Origin of the sequence: Paraburkholderia hayleyella (genome assembly GCF_009455685.1) — a bacterium.
GTDB lineage: Bacteria > Pseudomonadota > Gammaproteobacteria > Burkholderiales > Burkholderiaceae > Paraburkholderia > Paraburkholderia hayleyella.
The window spans coordinates 212,697-231,056 of sequence record NZ_QPES01000001.1 but is presented as its reverse complement, the minus strand read 5'-3'; the positions used below and the strand labels follow the sequence as shown (position 1 = coordinate 231,056).

Annotated in this window: 19 protein-coding genes; 17 read left to right on the top strand and 2 right to left on the bottom strand. The window is 60.7% G+C overall.

Annotated features, from left to right (window positions below; translation table 11 throughout):
* The first annotated feature begins 47 nt into the window (after positions 1 to 47).
* From GH657_RS01070 to bioB, 5 genes are all read left to right on the top strand, one after another.
* Positions 48 to 1,391 (top strand): dienelactone hydrolase family protein, encoded by a 1,344-nt coding sequence (locus GH657_RS01070; protein WP_153098990.1) that lies wholly within the window; start codon positions 48 to 50, stop codon positions 1,389 to 1,391.
* Positions 1,392 to 1,777: 386 nt separating this feature from the next.
* Positions 1,778 to 3,142, top strand: coding sequence for an adenosylmethionine--8-amino-7-oxononanoate transaminase (gene bioA, locus GH657_RS01065; protein ID WP_425495721.1), 1,365 nt, complete (start codon positions 1,778 to 1,780; stop codon positions 3,140 to 3,142).
* On the top strand, positions 3,142 to 4,332 hold the full coding sequence (bioF, locus tag GH657_RS01060; protein ID WP_153098989.1) for an 8-amino-7-oxononanoate synthase: 1,191 nt from the start codon (positions 3,142 to 3,144) through the stop codon (positions 4,330 to 4,332). The genes bioA and bioF overlap by 1 nt, the downstream gene beginning before the upstream one ends.
* Entirely contained in the window at positions 4,329 to 5,069 is a 741-nt protein-coding gene (gene bioD, locus GH657_RS01055) for a dethiobiotin synthase (RefSeq protein WP_153098988.1), read from the top strand. Before bioF ends, bioD begins: the two co-directional genes overlap by 4 nt.
* Positions 5,066 to 6,142 (top strand): biotin synthase BioB, encoded by a 1,077-nt coding sequence (bioB, locus tag GH657_RS01050; protein WP_153098987.1) that lies wholly within the window; start codon positions 5,066 to 5,068, stop codon positions 6,140 to 6,142. Before bioD ends, bioB begins: the two co-directional genes overlap by 4 nt.
* Before the next feature lie 57 nt (positions 6,143 to 6,199).
* Here the strand turns inward: bioB and GH657_RS01045 are convergent, their stop codons facing one another.
* A complete protein-coding gene (locus GH657_RS01045) occupies positions 6,200 to 7,234 on the bottom strand; it encodes a sulfate ABC transporter substrate-binding protein (RefSeq protein WP_153098986.1) in 1,035 nt (344 codons plus the stop codon).
* 109 nt (positions 7,235 to 7,343) lie between these two features.
* Positions 7,344 to 7,967, bottom strand: a complete 624-nt coding sequence (locus GH657_RS01040; RefSeq protein ID WP_153098985.1) for an RBBP9/YdeN family alpha/beta hydrolase — start codon at positions 7,965 to 7,967, stop codon at positions 7,344 to 7,346.
* Between GH657_RS01040 and GH657_RS18095 the strand changes: the two genes are divergently transcribed.
* From GH657_RS18095 to GH657_RS00980, 12 genes are all read left to right on the top strand, one after another.
* The gene (locus GH657_RS18095) at positions 7,966 to 8,124 is read left to right on the top strand and encodes a hypothetical protein (RefSeq protein ID WP_153098984.1); all 159 of its coding nucleotides are present in this window, start codon (positions 7,966 to 7,968) and stop codon (positions 8,122 to 8,124) included. The genes GH657_RS01040 and GH657_RS18095 overlap by 2 nt on opposite strands.
* Position 8,125: 1 nt before the next feature.
* The gene (locus tag GH657_RS18490) at positions 8,126 to 8,401 is read left to right on the top strand and encodes a hypothetical protein (RefSeq protein WP_153098983.1); all 276 of its coding nucleotides are present in this window, start codon (positions 8,126 to 8,128) and stop codon (positions 8,399 to 8,401) included.
* On the top strand, positions 8,398 to 9,339 hold the full coding sequence (locus GH657_RS01025; RefSeq protein ID WP_153098982.1) for a 2-hydroxyacid dehydrogenase: 942 nt from the start codon (positions 8,398 to 8,400) through the stop codon (positions 9,337 to 9,339). Before GH657_RS18490 ends, GH657_RS01025 begins: the two co-directional genes overlap by 4 nt.
* A gap of 55 nt (positions 9,340 to 9,394) precedes the next feature.
* On the top strand, positions 9,395 to 10,321 hold the full coding sequence (locus GH657_RS01020; protein ID WP_153098981.1) for a hydroxymethylglutaryl-CoA lyase: 927 nt from the start codon (positions 9,395 to 9,397) through the stop codon (positions 10,319 to 10,321).
* Positions 10,322 to 10,421: 100 nt separating this feature from the next.
* On the top strand, positions 10,422 to 10,961 hold the full coding sequence (locus GH657_RS01015) for a YbaK/EbsC family protein (RefSeq protein ID WP_153098980.1): 540 nt from the start codon (positions 10,422 to 10,424) through the stop codon (positions 10,959 to 10,961).
* A 192-nt stretch (positions 10,962 to 11,153) separates the two neighbouring features.
* Positions 11,154 to 12,824, top strand: a complete 1,671-nt coding sequence (locus GH657_RS01010) for a sugar phosphate nucleotidyltransferase (RefSeq protein WP_153098979.1) — start codon at positions 11,154 to 11,156, stop codon at positions 12,822 to 12,824.
* Positions 12,821 to 13,222: a GtrA family protein gene (locus GH657_RS01005; RefSeq protein ID WP_153098978.1), complete on the top strand. Its 402-nt coding sequence runs from the start codon at positions 12,821 to 12,823 to the stop codon at positions 13,220 to 13,222. Before GH657_RS01010 ends, GH657_RS01005 begins: the two co-directional genes overlap by 4 nt.
* Positions 13,222 to 13,920 carry a glycosyltransferase family 2 protein gene (locus GH657_RS01000; RefSeq protein WP_153098977.1) on the top strand — a complete coding sequence of 233 codons (699 nt, stop codon included), beginning with the start codon at positions 13,222 to 13,224 and terminating at the stop codon, positions 13,918 to 13,920. Before GH657_RS01005 ends, GH657_RS01000 begins: the two co-directional genes overlap by 1 nt.
* On the top strand, positions 13,917 to 14,522 hold the full coding sequence (locus GH657_RS00995; protein WP_153098976.1) for a phosphatidylinositol-specific phospholipase C/glycerophosphodiester phosphodiesterase family protein: 606 nt from the start codon (positions 13,917 to 13,919) through the stop codon (positions 14,520 to 14,522). Before GH657_RS01000 ends, GH657_RS00995 begins: the two co-directional genes overlap by 4 nt.
* A complete protein-coding gene (locus GH657_RS00990; protein WP_153098975.1) occupies positions 14,519 to 16,579 on the top strand; it encodes a uridine kinase in 2,061 nt (686 codons plus the stop codon). Before GH657_RS00995 ends, GH657_RS00990 begins: the two co-directional genes overlap by 4 nt.
* Complete coding sequence (locus GH657_RS00985) at positions 16,573 to 17,325, top strand: HAD family hydrolase (protein WP_153098974.1); 753 nt, start codon at positions 16,573 to 16,575, stop codon at positions 17,323 to 17,325. The genes GH657_RS00990 and GH657_RS00985 overlap by 7 nt, the downstream gene beginning before the upstream one ends.
* A complete protein-coding gene (locus tag GH657_RS00980) occupies positions 17,322 to 18,338 on the top strand; it encodes a class II aldolase/adducin family protein (RefSeq protein WP_153098973.1) in 1,017 nt (338 codons plus the stop codon). Before GH657_RS00985 ends, GH657_RS00980 begins: the two co-directional genes overlap by 4 nt.
* Positions 18,339 to 18,360: the final 22 nt, after the last annotated feature.

Sequence of the window (18,360 nt, the reverse complement as noted above, 5' to 3'; positions counted from 1 at the left end):
GTTCACAAACAGACGCATTCACGAAATTTTTACGCGAAATACGCTCCATGATGTTCAGCAAAGCGTTTAACCGTTGCAGGGTGATGTGTGCGGTAGTCGTGCTGGCTGTGCCGTGCGCGCACGCGGGTTCGGCCTCTCCTGCCGCGGTGGTGCGGCCGGCCTTGCCAGGCCCGCTGGCGCGCGCGGATGTGCCGCGTCTGACGCTGAATGACGATAGCTGGCTGCCTGAGGCCACGCTCAACGCGCAAGTCATCCGGATTCCCGTGGATGAGCCGGGCTCGCTCACGCTGGAGGCCACGCTCTACAAGCCGGAGGGTCCGGGCCCCTTTCCCCTGATGGTGTTTAACCACGGCAAGATCGCGGGGGACCCGCGTTTGCAGCCGCGCAGCGAGCCGCTGACTTTCGCCCGAGAATTCGTGCGTCGTGGTTACGTGGTGATCGCGCCGAACCGGCGTGGTTTTGCGCATTCCGATGGCGTGTATCAGCAAGATGGCTGTGATGTCGAGCGCAATGGCCTGAGCCAGGCCGCCGATGTCGCCGCCACTGTACGGTTCATGGCGCAGCAGCCTTATGTCGATGCGCAGCATATCGCGGTTGCCGGTACGTCGCATGGGGGGCTGGCAACCATCGCCTATGGTAGCGAAGCCGCGCCGGGCGTGCGAGCACTGCTCAATTTCGCGGGGGGGCTGCGGCAGGATGCCTGCACGGGCTGGCAAGACAACCTGACGCGCGCGTTCGGCCGCTATGGCGAAGCCGTGCCCGTGCCCTCGCTGTGGTTGTATGGCGATAACGATTCGGTCTGGTCTGCCGAGCTTGTCGCACGGATGTACAGCGCTTTTATCGGGCATGGCGCCCAGGCCATCCGGATCGATATCGGTCATTACAAAGACGATGCTCATCGCTTGGCCGGGGAGCGCGATGGCTTGCGCCTCTGGTGGTTACCGGTTGAAGCCTTTCTGGCGCAAAGCGGCATGCCTACGCGTGTGCTGTATCACGTGGCTGATCCGGCGTTGCCACCGCCCAGCGGTTATGCCGCGCTCGATGCGGTCAATGCCGTACCGTTTCTCGATGAGGCGGGCCGTAACGGGTATCGCAACTTTTTGCGCCAGTATCCGAGCCGTGCGTTTGCCGTGTCCGATGCCGGTGCATGGTCGTGGGCAGAGGGCGGCGATGATCCGATGTCGGTCGCTATTACCCGCTGCGAGCAGCAAAACGCAGGGTCGTGCCGCTTGTATGCGGTCAACGATGCCGTGGTCTGGAATCACGCGACGGTGGCGCAGGCCGCCAGTGCGAAGGCCGCTGCCACTCATGCGGGTAGTCGGCGCCCGGACGAAAGCTTAAACAGCCCGGACAGCCCAAACGTCAGGCACACATTCGCCAGCCGCGAATAAAACACGCATGGCGCAGGCCGGACGATTCGGCCGACGTGTTTGCCGCTTGCCGTCTCGCATTGTTCCCCGCCTTGCCCCTCCCTCACGTTTTTCTCCTTGCTGCCTTCGACGCGTGAATCACACGTGCGCGTTGTCTGTACGTCGCATTTTTTTCACATTGGGCCGATGACTTTGCCGTCGTTATCGACGGGCTTTTCCGGGCTTCTGGCGTGAATGGATTCGTGCTGTCGTGAACAGCCGCGAAGGCCCAGGCCGCGCATCTCGCCGCCTATTTTTGCGCTAGTGCATCGTGTGCGGTAAAGCGCTACTCTGCGAGCCGCCGTAGCCGGAACAACACGAGATCCCCCACGCATTGCCATGCTCATGCATCGTCTTTAGGAGCCGCTTTGAATCGCCCGCCCCTCATTCATGGCGCTGACCATGACGACTGGGTTGCCCGCAGCCGGCGTGCTGTGTGGCATCCGTGTACACAGATGAAGCATCACGAACGCTTGCCACTGATTCCGGTTGCGCGCGGTGCGGGACCGTGGCTCTACGATCAGTCGGGCCGGCGTTATCTGGATGGGATCAGTTCGTGGTGGGTCAACCTGTTTGGCCATGCCAACCCGCGTATCAACGCTGCGCTGAAAGACCAGCTTGATACGCTGGAACACGCCATGCTCGCGGGCTGTACACATCGAAGTGCCATCGAACTGGCTGAGCGTCTTTCCGCGCTCACGCAGCACACGCTCGGCCATGCGTTTTTTGCTTCCGATGGCGCCTCCGCTGTCGAGATCGCATTGAAGATGAGCTTCCACACCTGGCGTAATCGCGGCCACGCTGGCAAACGCGAGTTCATCTGTGTCGCGCACGGTTATCACGGCGAGACACTGGGTGCGTTAGGCGTCACCGATGTGGCCTTGTTCAAAGATGCTTACGATCCGCTGATCCGTCAGGCGCATGTTGTGGCTTCACCTGATGCACGGCAGGCCCAGGAGGGGGAGGATGCGGCTGCCGTGGCGGCGCGTGCGCTCGAGGACGTGCGGGTGTTGCTCGAAGCACGCAGCAACAGCATCGCCGCGCTGATTGTCGAGCCGCTGGTGCAGTGTGCGGCGGGCATGGCGATGCATCACCCTTCGTACCTTACCGGGCTGAGAGCGCTGTGCGATCGCTACGAGGTGCATCTGATCGCGGATGAAATCGCGGTGGGCTGCGGCCGCACCGGTACCTTCTTTGCCTGCGAACAGGCGGGCATCTGGCCAGATTTGCTGTGCCTGTCGAAGGGTATTAGCGGCGGGTATCTGCCGCTGTCGCTGGTGTTGTCGCGCGACGATATCTTTGCCGCGTTTTATGACGACGATACGACCCGCGGCTTTTTGCATTCGCATTCGTACACGGGCAATCCGCTGGCCTGCCGCGCCGCGCTGGCCACCCTCGATCTGTTCGCCAGCGACAACGTGCTAGCCGTCAACGCGGAAAAATCAGCGCTTCTGCGCACCGCACTCGCACCGCTCGCGGTGCATCCGCAGGTACGCAACCTGCGTCAGTGCGGCACGATTTTCGCGTTCGATGCGGTACTCGACGATGCCCGCCACGCGCGCACGTTCTCGCGCCGCTTCTTCGAACACGCGTTGTCGCGCGAACTCCTGTTGCGCCCCATTGGCACGACCGTGTATCTGATGCCGCCTTACATCCTTGAACCCGATGAACTCACGTGGCTGGCTGCGCGAACGCACGAGAGTCTCGATGCCACGCTTCTGGAACATTGCTAATGCATCTGCTCGATACGCTTGAACACAACTTGCAAGTCCTCGACGCACAGGGTTTGCGTCGCCGCCGCCGTGTGGCACAGACACCATGTGCGGCGCATATGACGGTGGATGGCCGTGAAGTGACGGGTTTTGCCAGCAATGATTACCTTGGCCTCGCGGCGCACCCGTTGCTCGCGCAGGCCTTGTCTGAAGGCGTGCGGCGCTATGGCGCGGGCAGCGGTGGTTCACATTTGCTCGGAGGCCATTCACAAGCTCATGCGCAGCTCGAAGACGATCTGGCGAGTTTCGCTGGAGGGTTTGTCGATGCACCGCGTGCGCTGTATTTCAGCACCGGTTATATGGCGAACCTGGCGACACTCACGGCACTCGCGGGACGTGGCGCCGCGATTTTTTCCGATGCGCTGAATCACGCATCGTTGATCGACGGTGCGCGTTTATCCCGTGCCGATGTGCAAATCTATCCGCATGCCGATCTGACGGCTCTGGGTGCATTGCTTGAAGCTTCATCGGCTACGCCCAAGCTGATTGTTTCGGACACGGTGTTTAGCATGGATGGCGACGTTGCACCGCTGGCCGCGCTCCTCGGGCTGGCGGAAAAACACGGTGCCTGGCTCGTGCTGGACGACGCACACGGCTTTGGCGTACTCGGGCCACAAGGGCGTGGTGCGCTGGCGCAGGCGGCGTTGCGCTCGCCGCATCTGGTGTTGATCGGTACGCTAGGCAAGGCTGCTGGCGTGTCGGGTGCGTTTGTCATCGCGCACCAGACAGTGATCGAATGGCTTGTACAACGGGCCCGGACCTACATCTTCACTACGGCTTCGGTGCCCGCCGTGACGCACGCGGTTTCGGCCAGCCTGCGCTTGATCGGTGGCGCGGAAGGCGACCAGCGCCGCGCGCATTTGCAAACACTGATCGAGCGCACGCGTGCCATGTTGCGCACGACGCCCTGGCAGCCCGTCGATTCGCATACCGCTGTGCAGCCGCTCATTATCGGCAGTAATGAGGCCACGCTCGAAGTGGCCGGCGCGCTTGACCAGGCGGGCTTGTGGGTGCCGGCTATTCGGCCTCCGACTGTTCCTGTCGGCACCTCGCGGCTGCGGATCTCGCTCTCGGCGGGGCATTCGCATGAGGATCTCGACCGGCTGGAGGCGGCGCTGGGTCACGTTTCGCTCAGCCGGAGGGCCGCATGAGCGGCGCGGTGGCGGGCGTGTGTTCGGTTTTTGTTACCGGTACCGATACCGAGATCGGCAAGACGCTGGTGAGCGCCGCGTTGCTGCATGGCTTGAATGCGCTGGGTTTGCGCACGGCGGCGCTGAAGCCGGTTGCAGCTGGCGCGCATGAAATCGATGGCATCTGGCACAACGACGATGCCGATCAGCTCGATGCGGCGGCCAGCGTGGTGCTGCCGCCTGCCATGCGCACGCCGTTTCTGCTGCGCGCCGCGATTGCCCCGCATCTGGCCGCAGCCCAGGAAGGGGTGACGCTCGAGATCGCGCCGATTCTCGCGTGTCACGCCATGGCACGGCAGCGGGCCGATGTGGTGGTGGTCGAAGGCGTCGGTGGTTTTCGTGTGCCGCTGACGGAAACGCTCGATACCGCAGACCTGGCTTGCGCGCTGAATCTGCCCGTGGTGCTAGTCGTCGGCATGCGGCTGGGCTGCATCAGCCATGCGCTGCTGAGTGCCGAAGCCATCGCGGCACGCGGGTTGCGGCTGGTGGGTTGGGTGGCGAACCAGATCGACCCAGCGATGCCGTTCGCCGCCGAGAACGTCGCGGCGCTCAGCATGCGGCTGGAGCGCCAGTACCACGCGCCGCTGCTTGGCCATGTGCCGCACCTGACACCCAGCGCGCCGCAACAGGCCGCGCGTCATCTCGACGCCGCGCGGCTCTTGCATGCGCTTCAATCACAAGGAGCCACGCCCTCATGACTACGTCTTCACTTTCCACACCAGCGATTCCGGCTAATGAAGCGACTCATACCCAGGTTCAGCAAACTCAAACTCAAGTGTCCACTCAGGCCGAAGCCCGCTGGCGGGTGGCCGATTTAATCGCACTGTACGAGCTGCCCTTCAACGATTTACTGTTTCGTGCGCAACAGGTACATCGCACGCATTTCGAGGCGAATACGGTCCAGCTTTCGACGTTGCTCTCGATCAAAACAGGCGGCTGCGAAGAGGATTGTTCGTACTGTCCGCAATCGGTGCATCACGACACGGGGCTCAAGGCGGACAAGCTGATGCCAGTCGATGATGTGCTGGCTGCCGCACGGGTGGCACGGCAGCAGGGTGCGACGCGATTTTGCATGGGCGCGGCCTGGCGCAATCCGAAAGACCGGCATCTTGAGCCGATCAAGGAGATGATTCGCGGTGTGAAAGCGTTGGGGCTGGAAACCTGCGTCACGCTGGGTATGCTTGAGGCGCATCAGGCACAAGGCTTGCGCGAAGCCGGACTCGATTACTACAACCACAATCTGGATACTTCGCCCGAGTTCTATGGCCAGATCATTACAACGCGGACCTACCAGGACCGTCTCGATACGCTGGAGCGTGTGCGCGATGCGGGCATTAACGTGTGCTGCGGCGGGATTGTCGGGCTAGGCGAATCGCGCCGGGAGCGCGCGGGCCTGATCGCGCAACTGGCCAATATGGATCCCTACCCTGAGTCTGTGCCGATCAATAACCTGGTGCAGGTGGAAGGCACGCCGCTTACCGGGACCGAAGCGCTTGATCCGTTTGAATTCGTGCGCACGATCGCGGTGGCGCGTATCACGATGCCGCGTGCGATGGTGCGCCTGTCAGCGGGCCGTGAGCAGATGGATGAAGCGTTGCAAGCGCTGTGCCTGCTGGCGGGGGCGAATTCGTTTTTCTATGGCGATCAGCTGCTGACCACGTCTAACCCGCAAGCCCAGACCGATCGCCAACTGCTTGAACGGCTGGGCATGAAGGCGGAAAGCGCCGCGCCCGCCTCAGCGGCAGAGCCCGCTGCGGCGCGGACGGTGTGAGCGCCAGCGCGGCACCTGGCCAGCGCGAAGGCCTCGAAGATCGCCTCCAAGACCTGTTTACTTCCGCTCGACGACGATCTGATCGAACGTCCCGCCATCGGAGAAATGGGTTTTCTGCGCCTGTTGCCAACTGCCGAACATCTGCTCCACGGTGAAGGTTCTGAGCGGTTTGAATTCGTTGGCGTGCTGCGCCAGCACGGCGGGGTCGCGCGGCCGTAAATGGTGACGTGCGATGATTTCCTGCGCGGGGCTGGTGTACAGATAGTCGAGATAAGCCTGAGCCGCCTGGCGCGTACCGCGCTTGTCCACCACCTTGTCCACGATCGCCACGGGCGGCTCGGCCAGCAGGCTCACCGAGGGATACACAGCATCGAAATCCTTCGCCCCCACACCCCTGTCGATTAACGCCACTTCGTTTTCGAAGGTCACCAGCACGTCGCCGATTCCGCGTTGCGTGAACGTGGTGGTCGCGCCGCGGCCACCGCTATCCAGCACGGGCACGTTACGCACGATGGCCTTCACGAACTCGAGCGCCTGGGGATCGGTGCCGCCTTGCTGCCTGCGATAGCCCCATGCAGCCAGATACGCATAGCGGCCATTGCCCGACGTCTTCGGATTGGCTATCACGACTTGTACGCCAGGCTTGGCGAGATCGCTCCAGTCAGTGATGTGTTTGGGATTGCCATGGCGCACGAGGAACACCATGGTCGTGGTGTAAGGCGCGCTGCGATAGGGCAGCCGGGCGCGCCAGTTAACTGGCAGCAGGTGGCCGCGTTCGGCGAGCAGGTCGATATCATTGGGCTGGTTCATCGTCACGACATCCGCCTGCAAGCCTTGCAGCACGGCTAGCGCTTGGGCACTGGAGGCGCCATGCGACTGGCGCAGCGTGATGCGTTTGCCCGTTTGCTTCTGATAGGCCGCGCTGAAGCTGGCGTTGATGTCTTTGTAGAGCTCGCGTGTCACGTCGTATGACACGTTGAGCAGCGAGGTATCAGCCAGAGCCGCCGGGATATTGCCTGCTGTCAGCGTCAGGGTTATCAGGCTGCTCAGACATGCCGTGAGCCAGCGTGATGCGCGTGGGATGTCTGTCATGGAGTCTCCGCGTATGAATGTTGAGTCTTGTGATTGAGCCGGGCGCGTGGCCTATCGACTGTGTCGCGGATTCTAGCGAAATGTTCGCAGCCCGTCCTTGGGCTGGATTTCAGTTGAGCGTTGGCTGCGTCAGGGCATCGAGCAGATTCAACGCCACAGGGGGGTGACGCCGTTGCTGCGCGGCGCAATGCACGAGGGTGTCGATATAGCGCCTCGCGCGCGGCCATGGCCCGAAACCGGCTGCGGTGTTGATATGCCCCGCATCCCCCAGGTTGACGAACGCACTGCCTAAATGCCGGGCCAACTCGCGCGAGCCTTCCAGCGTCATCCACGGATCGGTTTCGCTGCCGATCAGAATCGATGGCACGCGCAGGCGGCGCGGGTCGAAGGCCTTGGCCGTGGCGAATTTGGCGGGGCTTGCGGGCGCGACTAACAGCACGCCGACAATCTCCGCGCTCGCTGCGGTAGGCGTTTGCAGCAGCGCGTGAGCGCTAGCGAGGCAGCCAAAGCTGTGCGCCGCCAGTACAAACGGCCCACGTTCACGAGCGAGCCGCGCATGCAACGCCTGTGACCAGCGCGTGAGGTCAGGCGCATCCCAGTCGTCCTGTTCGACGCGCAATGAACGGACGAATTGCCGTTCCAGCCAGGTTTGCCAGTGCGCGTCTTCGCTGCCGTGCAAGCCCGCCATCGTCACGAGCCGTGGTGGCCATAAGGTTGGGTTGCATGAAACCATGATCCTCCTCATCGTTCGCCCTTCGCCCTTCGCCGTGCATGGCGGTAGCGCGATGAGCCCGATTGTGGCGTGGATGAGCGGCGCGGCGAACAAATTTTTCGTGCTTTGCTTATCTCCTGGCATGGGGGCTCAACCGCTCCATCCGGCGAAACCGTAAAATGAGCCCCGCCCATGAATGCAGAAGACGTCATGGCTGTTACGCTTGCTTTGCGCCACATGCGCTCGCGCTATTTCATCTGGCTTTTGCCGTGAGCCGCCGCGTCTATGCGCGGGTGTTCTACGGCGTCGAGCACGGTTGTCCGGAAGGCCGCAGTTCGAAGACATGGGTCGATTTCGGTTTGTCAGACCATCAGATAGCGCTAGCCGTCATGCCGCGCGATACCACCGCTGCCTGGCAGCGCCCTTCAGGTTTTCCGTTCCTCATGCGCCCATGAATCTTCTTTTTTATATGTCGGACCCTAGCGCTGCCGAGTGGCTGCACGATCTTGCATGTGCGCTGCCGCAAGCGAGCCTGCGCGAATGGCAGCCCGGTGACGATGGCCCAGCGGATTTCATCCTGGTCTGGCATCCGCCGCGCGAACTGCTTGGCCCGCGTGCGAATCTGCGTGCGGTGTTCAATTTGGGCGCAGGGGTCGATGCGATTCTGGCGCTTGAGCATGAATTTCCCGGTGTGCTGCCACCCGATGTGCCGCTCGTGCGTCTTGAAGACGGCGGCATGGCGCAGCAGATGATCGAATACGTCACCTATGCCGTGCTGCGTTATTTGCGGCGTTTTGATGATTACGCGCAGCTGCAGGCCCAGCATCGCTGGCAGGAACTTGAGCCGCATCCGCGTGAATCGTTCACTGTCGGGGTGCTTGGCTTGGGCGTGCTGGGGGCGCAGGTGGCGCAAGCGCTCGCGGCGCTCGGCTTGCCGGTGCGAGGCTTCAGCCGTCATCCGAAGCAGCTCGATGGTGTCGCCACTTATGCCGGTGAGACACAGTTCGATGCATTTCTGGAAGGGGTGCAGGTTCTGGTGAATCTGCTACCGCATACACCCGATACCCGTGGCGTATTGAATGCGCACACGTTTTCGCGGCTCGCGCGCGGCGCACGCCTGATCAACGTCGCGCGTGGTGCGCATCTGGTGGAGGACGATTTGCTTGCCGCGCTCGCCGATGGCCAGCTTGCTGCTGCCACACTCGATGTTTTCAGCCAGGAGCCGTTACCGCAGATGCATCCGTTCTGGGGCGATCCACGCATCACGATCACGCCTCATTGCTCGGCTCAAACCCAGCGCAAGGAAGGAATCGCACAGATCGTGCAGAAGATGACAGCGTTGATGCGAGGCGAAGCGATCAGCGGCATCGTGGAGCGCCAGCGCGGCTATTGAGCGTGGCGCTCACACCTTTCTTAAACAGGCCGCTTGCATGCGGCAGGAGTTCAACATGACGTTGCCTCACGCAGTCAAGATCGTCGAAGTCGGCCCGCGCGACGGGCTGCAAAACGAAAAGGAATTTGTTCCGACTGAAGTCAAGATCGAGCTCATTAACCGGCTCAGCGCTGCCGGCTTTCGCAATATCGAAGCCGCTTCGTTTGTTTCGCCGAAATGGGTGCCGCAAATGGCCGATGGCGCTGAAGTCATGGCCGAGATCGAGCGCGCGGCGGGCACGGTGTACTCGGTGCTGACCCCTAACCTGCGGGGCTTTGAAAGTGCGCAGGCCGCGAGTGCGGATGAGGTCGTGATTTTCGGCTCGGCCAGTGAAGCGTTTTCGCAGAAGAACATCAATTGCAGCATCGCGCAGAGCATCGAGCGTTTCGCTCCCGTGGTGCAGGCTGCGCAGGCGACCGGTTTGCGCGTGCGCGGCAGTGTGTCGTGTGCGCTCGGCTGTCCGTATCAGGGCGAGGTCCCCGTGGCTGCGGTGGTGGACGTGGTCGAACGCTTTGCTGCGCTGGGCTGCGATGAGATCGACATTGCCGACACCATCGGTGTTGGCACGCCCGGCCGGACCCAGGCCGTATTTCATGCGGTATCTCAAGTGTTTCCGCGTGAGCGGTTGTCGGGACATTTCCACGATACCTATGGTCAGGCGCTGGTGAATATCTACGCGGCGCTGCAAGCCGGTATCGAAATTTTTCATGCCTCGGTGGCGGGTCTCGGTGGCTGCCCCTACGCTAAAGGGGCGACCGGCAACGTTGCCACCGAAGACGTGCTGTATCTGATGCACGGGTTGGGCATTACCACGGGCGTGGATTTGAACGCTGTCGTCGCGGCGGGCGATTTTATTTCGACGGCGATTGGCCGGCCTAATGTGTCACGCGCGGGCAAAGCGCTGCTGGCGCGGGTTCGCAACGAAGCCGGGGCGAATCCGTAACGTGTCATGCGTAATGCGCAATGCCTGGCGTCAGACAAGGCGGGTACAGCGGAGTCTGTGGGGCGTGACGACGCTTCTTTAAAATGGAAACCATCACATCATGAATCTGCACTCTCTTTCGCCGGATGCGGCATCTTCATCCGATTCTTGCAACGCGCTACCCGAGGCGGCGCAGCGTGTGGCGCGTTTGCTGCGCGAGCGCGGCCACAGCGGACATATTGTGCTGCTCGCCGAGACGGGCAGAACTTCAGCCGAAGCCGCAGCGGGGCTTGGCTGCGCTGTGGCGCAGATCGCCAAGTCGATCCTCTTTCGTCGCCTGGACGACGATGCGCCGGTTCTGGTCGTGGCGAGCGGCGCTAATCGCGTCGACGAGAAAAAGGTCGCCGCACAAGTGGGTCCAATTGGGCGGGCCGATGCGAAGTTTGTCCGCGAAAAGACGGGTTATGCGATTGGCGGAGTGTGTCCGATTGGCCATGCGGTGGCGCCCGTGACGCTGATCGATGCGGATTTGCTCGCGCTCGATAGCCTCTGGGCGGCAGCGGGGCATCCGCATGCGGTGTTTAACCTGTCGCCGGAGGAATTGCTGGCGCTGACGGGGGCCGCGGCGAGCGAGGTGGCGTTACGTGAGCCTGGTGAGTGAGCTTGGTAAGTGAGCCTGGTAAGTGAGGGCCTGTCGCGCGCTGCTGCTACCGCTTCATGGGCGCCGCGAGGGAGTGCTAGATGACGAGCCTCCTTACGGCGGTTACAATCGCGGCCTTTACGGCATGAAATTGAGATGTATTCAAACTTGAATACGCCGTCGTATAACCGAATTCGTACGAGTAATCATTCCGTGCAGATCATTGTTCCGATGTCCGGATTCGGCGAGCGCTTTCGCCGTGCTGGATATTCCGTTCCAAAGCCCTTGATCGAGATCGAGGGAAAGCCGATTGTCGCGCATGTCATTGATATGTTCCCGGGCGAACAAGATTTTGTGTTCATCTGCAATCAGGATCACCTCGATAACCCTGCGTATCGCATGGAGTCGATTCTGCGGCAGTATTGCCCAACCGGACGGATTGTCGGCATCGAGCCGCACAAGCTCGGCCCTGTTCATGCGGTTCGCCAAATAGAGCATTTGATTGATCTTCAGCGGCCGGTGATCGTCAATTATTGCGACTTTACGTGCTATTGGAATTGGCCGGATTTCAAGCGCTTTGTTTCTGCAACAGCCTGTGCTGGTGCAATTCCCGCTTATAAAGGTTTTCACCCGCACACATTGGGTAGCACCAATTACGCGTATATGCGCGAAAGCGGCGGCTGGGTTCAGGATATTCAGGAAAAACAACCCTATACAAATAACCGGATGGAAGAATACGCGTCGAGCGGCACGTATTACTTTGCCTCCGGACAAATCATGAGCGACGCGTTTCGCGCGACGATGGAGCAGGGGCTTCATGTCAATGGCGAGTATTACGTCAGCCTTGGCTATAAACCGCTTCTCGCGGCGAACCTCCCGGTCGCGGTCTATCCACTTCAGCATTTCATGCAGTGGGGCACGCCTGGCGATGTCGCCGAGTACAACGGCTGGTCGGCCGCATTCCGGCGCCTCATCGCACCGGAGGCCACGCCACAGACGCCCGCAGGCTCGCTCGTCATTCCGATGGCCGGTCTCGGCCAGCGCTTCACGAACGAAGGCTATACCGTCACGAAACCGCTGATTCCTGTCTCGGGCAAGCCGATGGTCGCCCAGGCGACGCACGATCTGCCGGCTTCGCAAGCACAGGCCTTCGTGCTGCGCGCGGATATGCCGGGTCATGAGGCAATTGCCGCTGAATTGCAGCGGCTCTATCCGCACGCGGTAATCGAAATCATTCCCGGCGTGACCGACGGCCAGGCATGCACGGCACGGCTCGGTCTGGATGCGCTTGAACGTGTGCATGGCGAGGTGGCTGGCCCGGTGACGTTCGGCGCGTGCGACAACGGTGCGCTTTATGATGCCGCCGTCTTCCGGCAGCTTGCCGACAACCCTGAAATCGACGTCGTGGTGTGGGGCGTGCGCGGCCATGCAAACGCGGTCCGTCAGCCGCAGATGTTCGGCTGGATTGAGGCGCTCGATGGCGAGATTCGCCGGATTTCGGTCAAGACGCCGCTAGCGTCACCGCAGACCGATCCGATCATCCTCGGCACGTTTACGTTCCGGCGCGCGGAGGATTTCCGCCGTGTCGTTGAACGGTTGATTGCGCGCGATGGCCGTGTGAATGGCGAGTTTTACCTCGACTCGTGCATCAACGATGCGATTGAACTGGGTTTGCGCTGTCAACTGTTCGAAGTGGACAGCTTCCTTTCGTGGGGCACGCCGAACGATCTGCGGACGTTCGAATACTGGCAGTCGTGTTTTCACAAATGGGCGGGCCATCCGTATCGGCTGGAGCACGACGGACGCGTCGCGCGCGAAGCGCTCGCCGCGCTCGAACAAGCGTACAGGCCCAGCGTTCCCGAATTGCCTGATGCACGGACATGATCAAACGTGAGCTGGGTATTTTCCTGGTGGTTGGCACGCTGACTGTGCTGGTCGATTTTCTGAGCTACCGCGGGTTGGTGCACTTCGGTTTCTTCAATGTCGATTTCGCCAAGGGCATTGGCTTTCTCACTGGCACGGCGTTCGCTTACTTCGCCAACCGCTTGTGGACTTTCGGCCACAAGACGCATGTACCCGGCACGGCATGGCGCTTCATGCTGCTCTACGCCGCCACGCTCGCGGCGAATGTCGGTGTGAACGCGGCCGTGCTTCATCTTGCCGTGTCATTCACGTTTGCTCTTCAACTGGCGTTTCTTGTGGCGACCGGCGTGTCCGCCGTACTTAATTTCCTCGGAATGAAATGGTTCGTTTTTCGTAGCCATCCAACGACGGAGTTGTAATGAAGTTTTCGCTGGTGATTCCCTGCTACAACGAGGCCGCCAACTTGCCGTTATTGCTGGAGCGATGCAAGGATTTGCCAAGATGTTCCGGCGGCGAAGTCGTGCTCGTCGATAACGGCTCGACCGACGACACGCCGCGCGTACTGCAGGCGTTGTTGCCGGGTTATCCGGGATGCCGCAGCGTTCGCGTCGAAAACAATCAGGGCTACGGCTTCGGCATTCTGGCGGGGCTTCGCGCGGCGCAAGGCGAACTGCTCGGCTGGACGCATGCCGATATGCAGACCGATCCGCTGGACGTATTGCGCGGCCTCGCGCTCTTCGAGCAGCACGGGCCGGATGTTTTCGTGAAGGGCCGCCGCTACGGCCGCCCACTCGGCGATGTGGCGTTCACCGTCGGGATGAGTGTCTTCGAGACGGTGCTGCTCGGTCAGCCGTTGTGGGACATCAATGCACAGCCCACGATGTTCTCGCGCACTTTTTTTCTGACGTGGCAGGATCCGCCGCACGATTTTTCGCTCGATCTTTACGCGTATTACCAGGCTCGCCGCCAGAAGCTGGAGGTGCATCGGTTTCCGGTGAACTTTGGTGAGCGCGCCCATGGTACGTCGCACTGGAACGTGAACTGGGCGGCCAAGCGCAAGTTCATCCGTCGCACCATCGATTTCAGCCTTCAACTTAAAAAAGCGCTCAAGCCATGAAGCTTATTTTTCATCGCCGCAATACGATCGCTGATCTCAGCGCGACGCCGCTGCAGTACGGAGTGGAAGTTGATATCCGCAGCCAGGGCGACACGCTGACCATTCATCACGACCCGTTCGCCGCCGGTGAATCGTTCGACGACTGGCTTGCCGGGTACCGGCATGGCACGCTGATTCTCAACGTCAAGGAAGAGGGGCTGGAAGCGCGTCTGATCGAGAGGATGAACGCAGCGGGAATTGACGATTATTTTTTTCTCGACCAATCATTTCCATTCCTTGTGAAGTGGGCGAAAGCGGGCGAGCGGCGTTGCGCTGTGCGCGTGTCCGAGTTCGAAACAATCGATACAGCATTGACGCTGGCGGGCAGAATCGACTGGGTGTGGGTCGATTGCTTCACGCGTTTTCCGCTCAACGGCGAGGACGCCGCGCGTCTTCAGGCGGCGGGCTTCAAACTGTGTCTGGTGTCGCCCGAGTTGCAGGGCCGTGATGCCGGGCGTGAAATTCCGGAACTGATTCAAACCTTGGCGTCGTTCGGCATTGCTGCTGATGCGGTTTGTACGAAGCGGCCAGATTTGTGGGAAGGCGCTACCGACCGCCAATGAAAAAATTCTTTTTCAATCCCGTTTTCCTGCTGGGACTGGCCCTGAGAGTGGGCCTCATCGCCGTTGTGGTGCCGGATGCGGTCGGCAACTGGTATGTCCCGTTCCTGAGCGCGAGCGTGGGTTCGCTGAGCCTGGATCCATGGGCCGTCTGGTTGCATCAGGGGGGTACGCCTGCCGCGTTTCCCTATGGTTACGCGATGTGGCTGTTCTTCCTGCCGTTGAGCCTGGTTTGCAAGGCGCTCGGCGCGCCGCTCGCCTATGGTTATGGCATGAGTCTTGTCGTTGCCGACATCGCGCTCCTGCAACTGCTCTCGAAGATGCTGCCCGGGCGCGACAGGCTATTGATCGCAGTCTACTGGTGGTCGCCCATCGTGATCGTGGCGAGCTACGTGCTGGGCTTCAACGATCTGGTGCCCGTCGTACTGCTTGTGTTTTCGCTGTATTACGTCAAACAGACGCGGCCGTTGCGCGCGGGTCTTGTCTGCATGGCGGCGGTTTCCGCGAAGCTGAGCATGATGCTCGCGCTACCGTTCTTCCTGATCTATCTGCTGCACAATCGCGCGCTGCGCCAGCATTTGCCGATGTTTATCCGCGGCCTCGTGATCGGTGCGATTCTGCTGCTGTTGCCGTTCGCGGTGTTGACGCCGTCGGGGGGCGGCATGCTGCTCAGCAATCCGGAACTCGGCAAGGTGTACCGGCTAGCGATCGATTTCGGCAATGGCGTGCACATTTATATCGTGCCGCTTGTTTATCTGTTTGTGCTCTATGCCACCTGGCGCGTGCGGCGGCTCAACTTCGAACTGTTTAACGTGATGCTCGGCCTCGCGTTCCTGCTCGTTGTACTGTTCACGCCGGCATCGCCTGGATGGTTCATCTGGGCAATGCCGCTGCTTGTCGCATACCAGGCGCGCAGCGATCGCATTGCGATTGGTCTGGTCGCGCTTTTTTCCGTGCTGTACGTGGTGAGTAGTTTGCTGCTTGCCGGGCCCGGCGGGATTTTCAGCGAGCAGCTTCACTCGTTTGAAATGCTCATGCTGCCGCCGCAACTCGCCGACAAATTCGCCTCGCTCGTTCATACCGTGATGGTCGCGGCGGGCATCATCCTCGCCGTGCGGATCTGGCGCGAGGCGGTTAGTCGCAACGACTTCTTCCGGCTTAGCCGCCAGCCGTTCGTGCTTGGCGTGGCGGGCGATTCCGGTGCGGGCAAGGATGCGTTCTCCGATGCAGTCAAAGGGTTGTTTGGCGCGCATTCGGTTGCGACCCTGTCGGGCGACGACTATCACTTATGGGATCGTCAGAAGCCGATGTGGCAGGTCATGACGCACCTGAACCCGATGGCAAACGATCTCGAAGGCTTCGCGCATGATCTCGTTGCATTGAGCGATGGGCGCGACATCCAGTCGCGTCATTACGATCACTCGACAGGCCGCATGAGCCGGCCGTTCAAGATTCGCAGCAACGACATCATTATTGCCAGCGGATTGCATGCGCTCTACATGCCGATTCTCCGCGAGTGCTACAACCTGAGCGTTTATCTCGACATTGACGAAGGTTTGCGGCGGCACTTCAAGCTCCAGCGCGATGTGCATCAACGCGGCCACACGGTCGAACGCGTGCTGGCCTCGTTCGAGCGTCGTGAGCCGGATTCCGTGCGCTTTATTCGCCCGCAGGCCGCTTACGCCGATCTCGTGCTGTCGCTGCAGCCGATCCATCCGCAGCTGTTGACGGAAGTGAACGGCAAGGTGCCGCCGCTGCGTTTCAAGCTCGTCACGCGCTCCCGTCACGGGTTCAACGAGTTGTCGCTGACCCGTGTGCTCATCGGTGTGTGCGGGCTGCACGTCGATATGGTTTCAAACAAGGACGCTTCGGAAGTGGCGCTGACGATTGAAGGCGAAACTTCCGCGGCGGACATTGCGCTCGCGGCGCAACTGATTTGCCCGCGTATTTTTGAGTTCCTCGATCTCCGGCCCAAATGGCAAGACGGTGTCATGGGATTAATGCAACTGATCACCTTGTCCCACATCAATCAGGCGCTCACGAAACGATTCATATGGTGAAAATTTACGTACCCGAGCGGTTTGGCCACCTGCCCGATGCGATTCTCTTCGATACGGACAACACGCTATACCCTTACGATCCGGCTCATGCCGCCGCGCAAGGCGCGGTGCGGGACAAGGTGGTCGCTACGTTCTCGATCACGCCTGCCGAATTCGACCGGGTGTTCCGCGAAGCACGTGAGCAGGTGAAAGCGCGGCTCAAGCACACCGCGTCGTCGCATAGCCGCTTGCTCTATCTGCAACGGATGCTGGAAATCATGGGGCTCGGCTCGCAAGTCCTGCTTGCGCTGGATTTCGAACAAACCTACTGGCGCACGTTTTTGAGCAATGCCGTGTTGTTCGACGAGGTCAAGGAACTACTCGATGACCTGCGCCTGCTCGGTATTCCGACTGCGATCGTGACCGACCTGACTGCGCAGATCCAGTTTCGCAAGGTCGTCTACTTTGGTCTGGACCATTATTTTGACTACATCGTGACGAGCGAGGAGGCCGGCTATGACAAGCCCCACGCGGCGCCGTTCGAGATCGCGCTGGACAAGATGCGACCGAAGGGCAACCACATCTGGATGATCGGCGACAACCCGATCAACGATATTCGCGGGAGCCGCGAAAAGATCAATGCCACAACCTTGCAGAAGATCCACGAAGGCACGCCACTTGGCACTGGCGAGAATGCGCCTGACGCATCGTTTACCGAATTTGGCCAGCTTCGTCGCTTGATTGCTCGCCTGGGAGAGAGGACGTGAACGCAGTTACAGATATGCTCGGGAATTCAGTGATCCGATATTGTGCCCAGATCGGACGCGACCCAATGCTCGTGCAGGGCGCGGGCGGCAATGTGTCGTGGAAGGATGGCGATACGATGTGGGTCAAGGCATCCGGCACGTGGTTAGCCGACGCGGAACAGGACGCCATTTTTGTTCCCGTCGATCAACCTGCGCTGCGTGGCGCGCTCGAACGCGGCGATTTTTCTGTGATGCCGCAAGTGCGAGGCGAATCGGCACTTAAGCCTTCCATCGAAACCTTGCTGCATGTGTTGATGCCGCAACGTGTCGTCGCGCATTTGCATGCCATCGAAATACTTGTACATCTGGTTCGTGAGGACTGTGAGGCTACGTTCCGGACAGCGTTGGCCGATACGGTGTCCTGGGTTGCGGTTGACTATCACAAGCCAGGCGCGCCTCTCGCACAGGCGGCAAGCCTGGCGCTCGCCGCCGAGCCTTCGGCAAACGTGATCTTGATGAAGAATCACGGTGTGGTGATCGGCGCGGACGATGTGGCTGAAATGGAGCACATACTGGACGCGCTTATGGCTCGCCTTGCGAGCAGGCCGGTTGAGCGGCAAGAGCTTGCGAACAACGGAAAGGCCATCCCGCAGGGATACTTGCCCGTTGAAGACGTGCAATTACATCAACTCGCGTGCGATCCCCGCCTGTACGAGCGGCTCCGTTCCGACTGGGCGCTTTATCCGGATCATGTTGTGTTCCTTGGTGCCAGCGCGCACCTGTTTGAAAGCGCTGACGCGTTGCATGCAGGGAAACTGTCCTGGGATGAAATGCCTGAAGTGGTGTTTATTCGACATGACGGCGTATACGTGAAACCCGGATTTAACCGCGCGAAGCAGGCGCAATTGCGCTGCTATTACGATGTCATCGTCCGCCAGGGCCCGGACGCACGGATTAAACCGCTCAATGACAACGAAATTGCGGCGCTATTGAATTGGGACGCTGAGCAATATCGAATGAAAATTGCGAAATAAAAATTTTAACGGTCGGATTTAT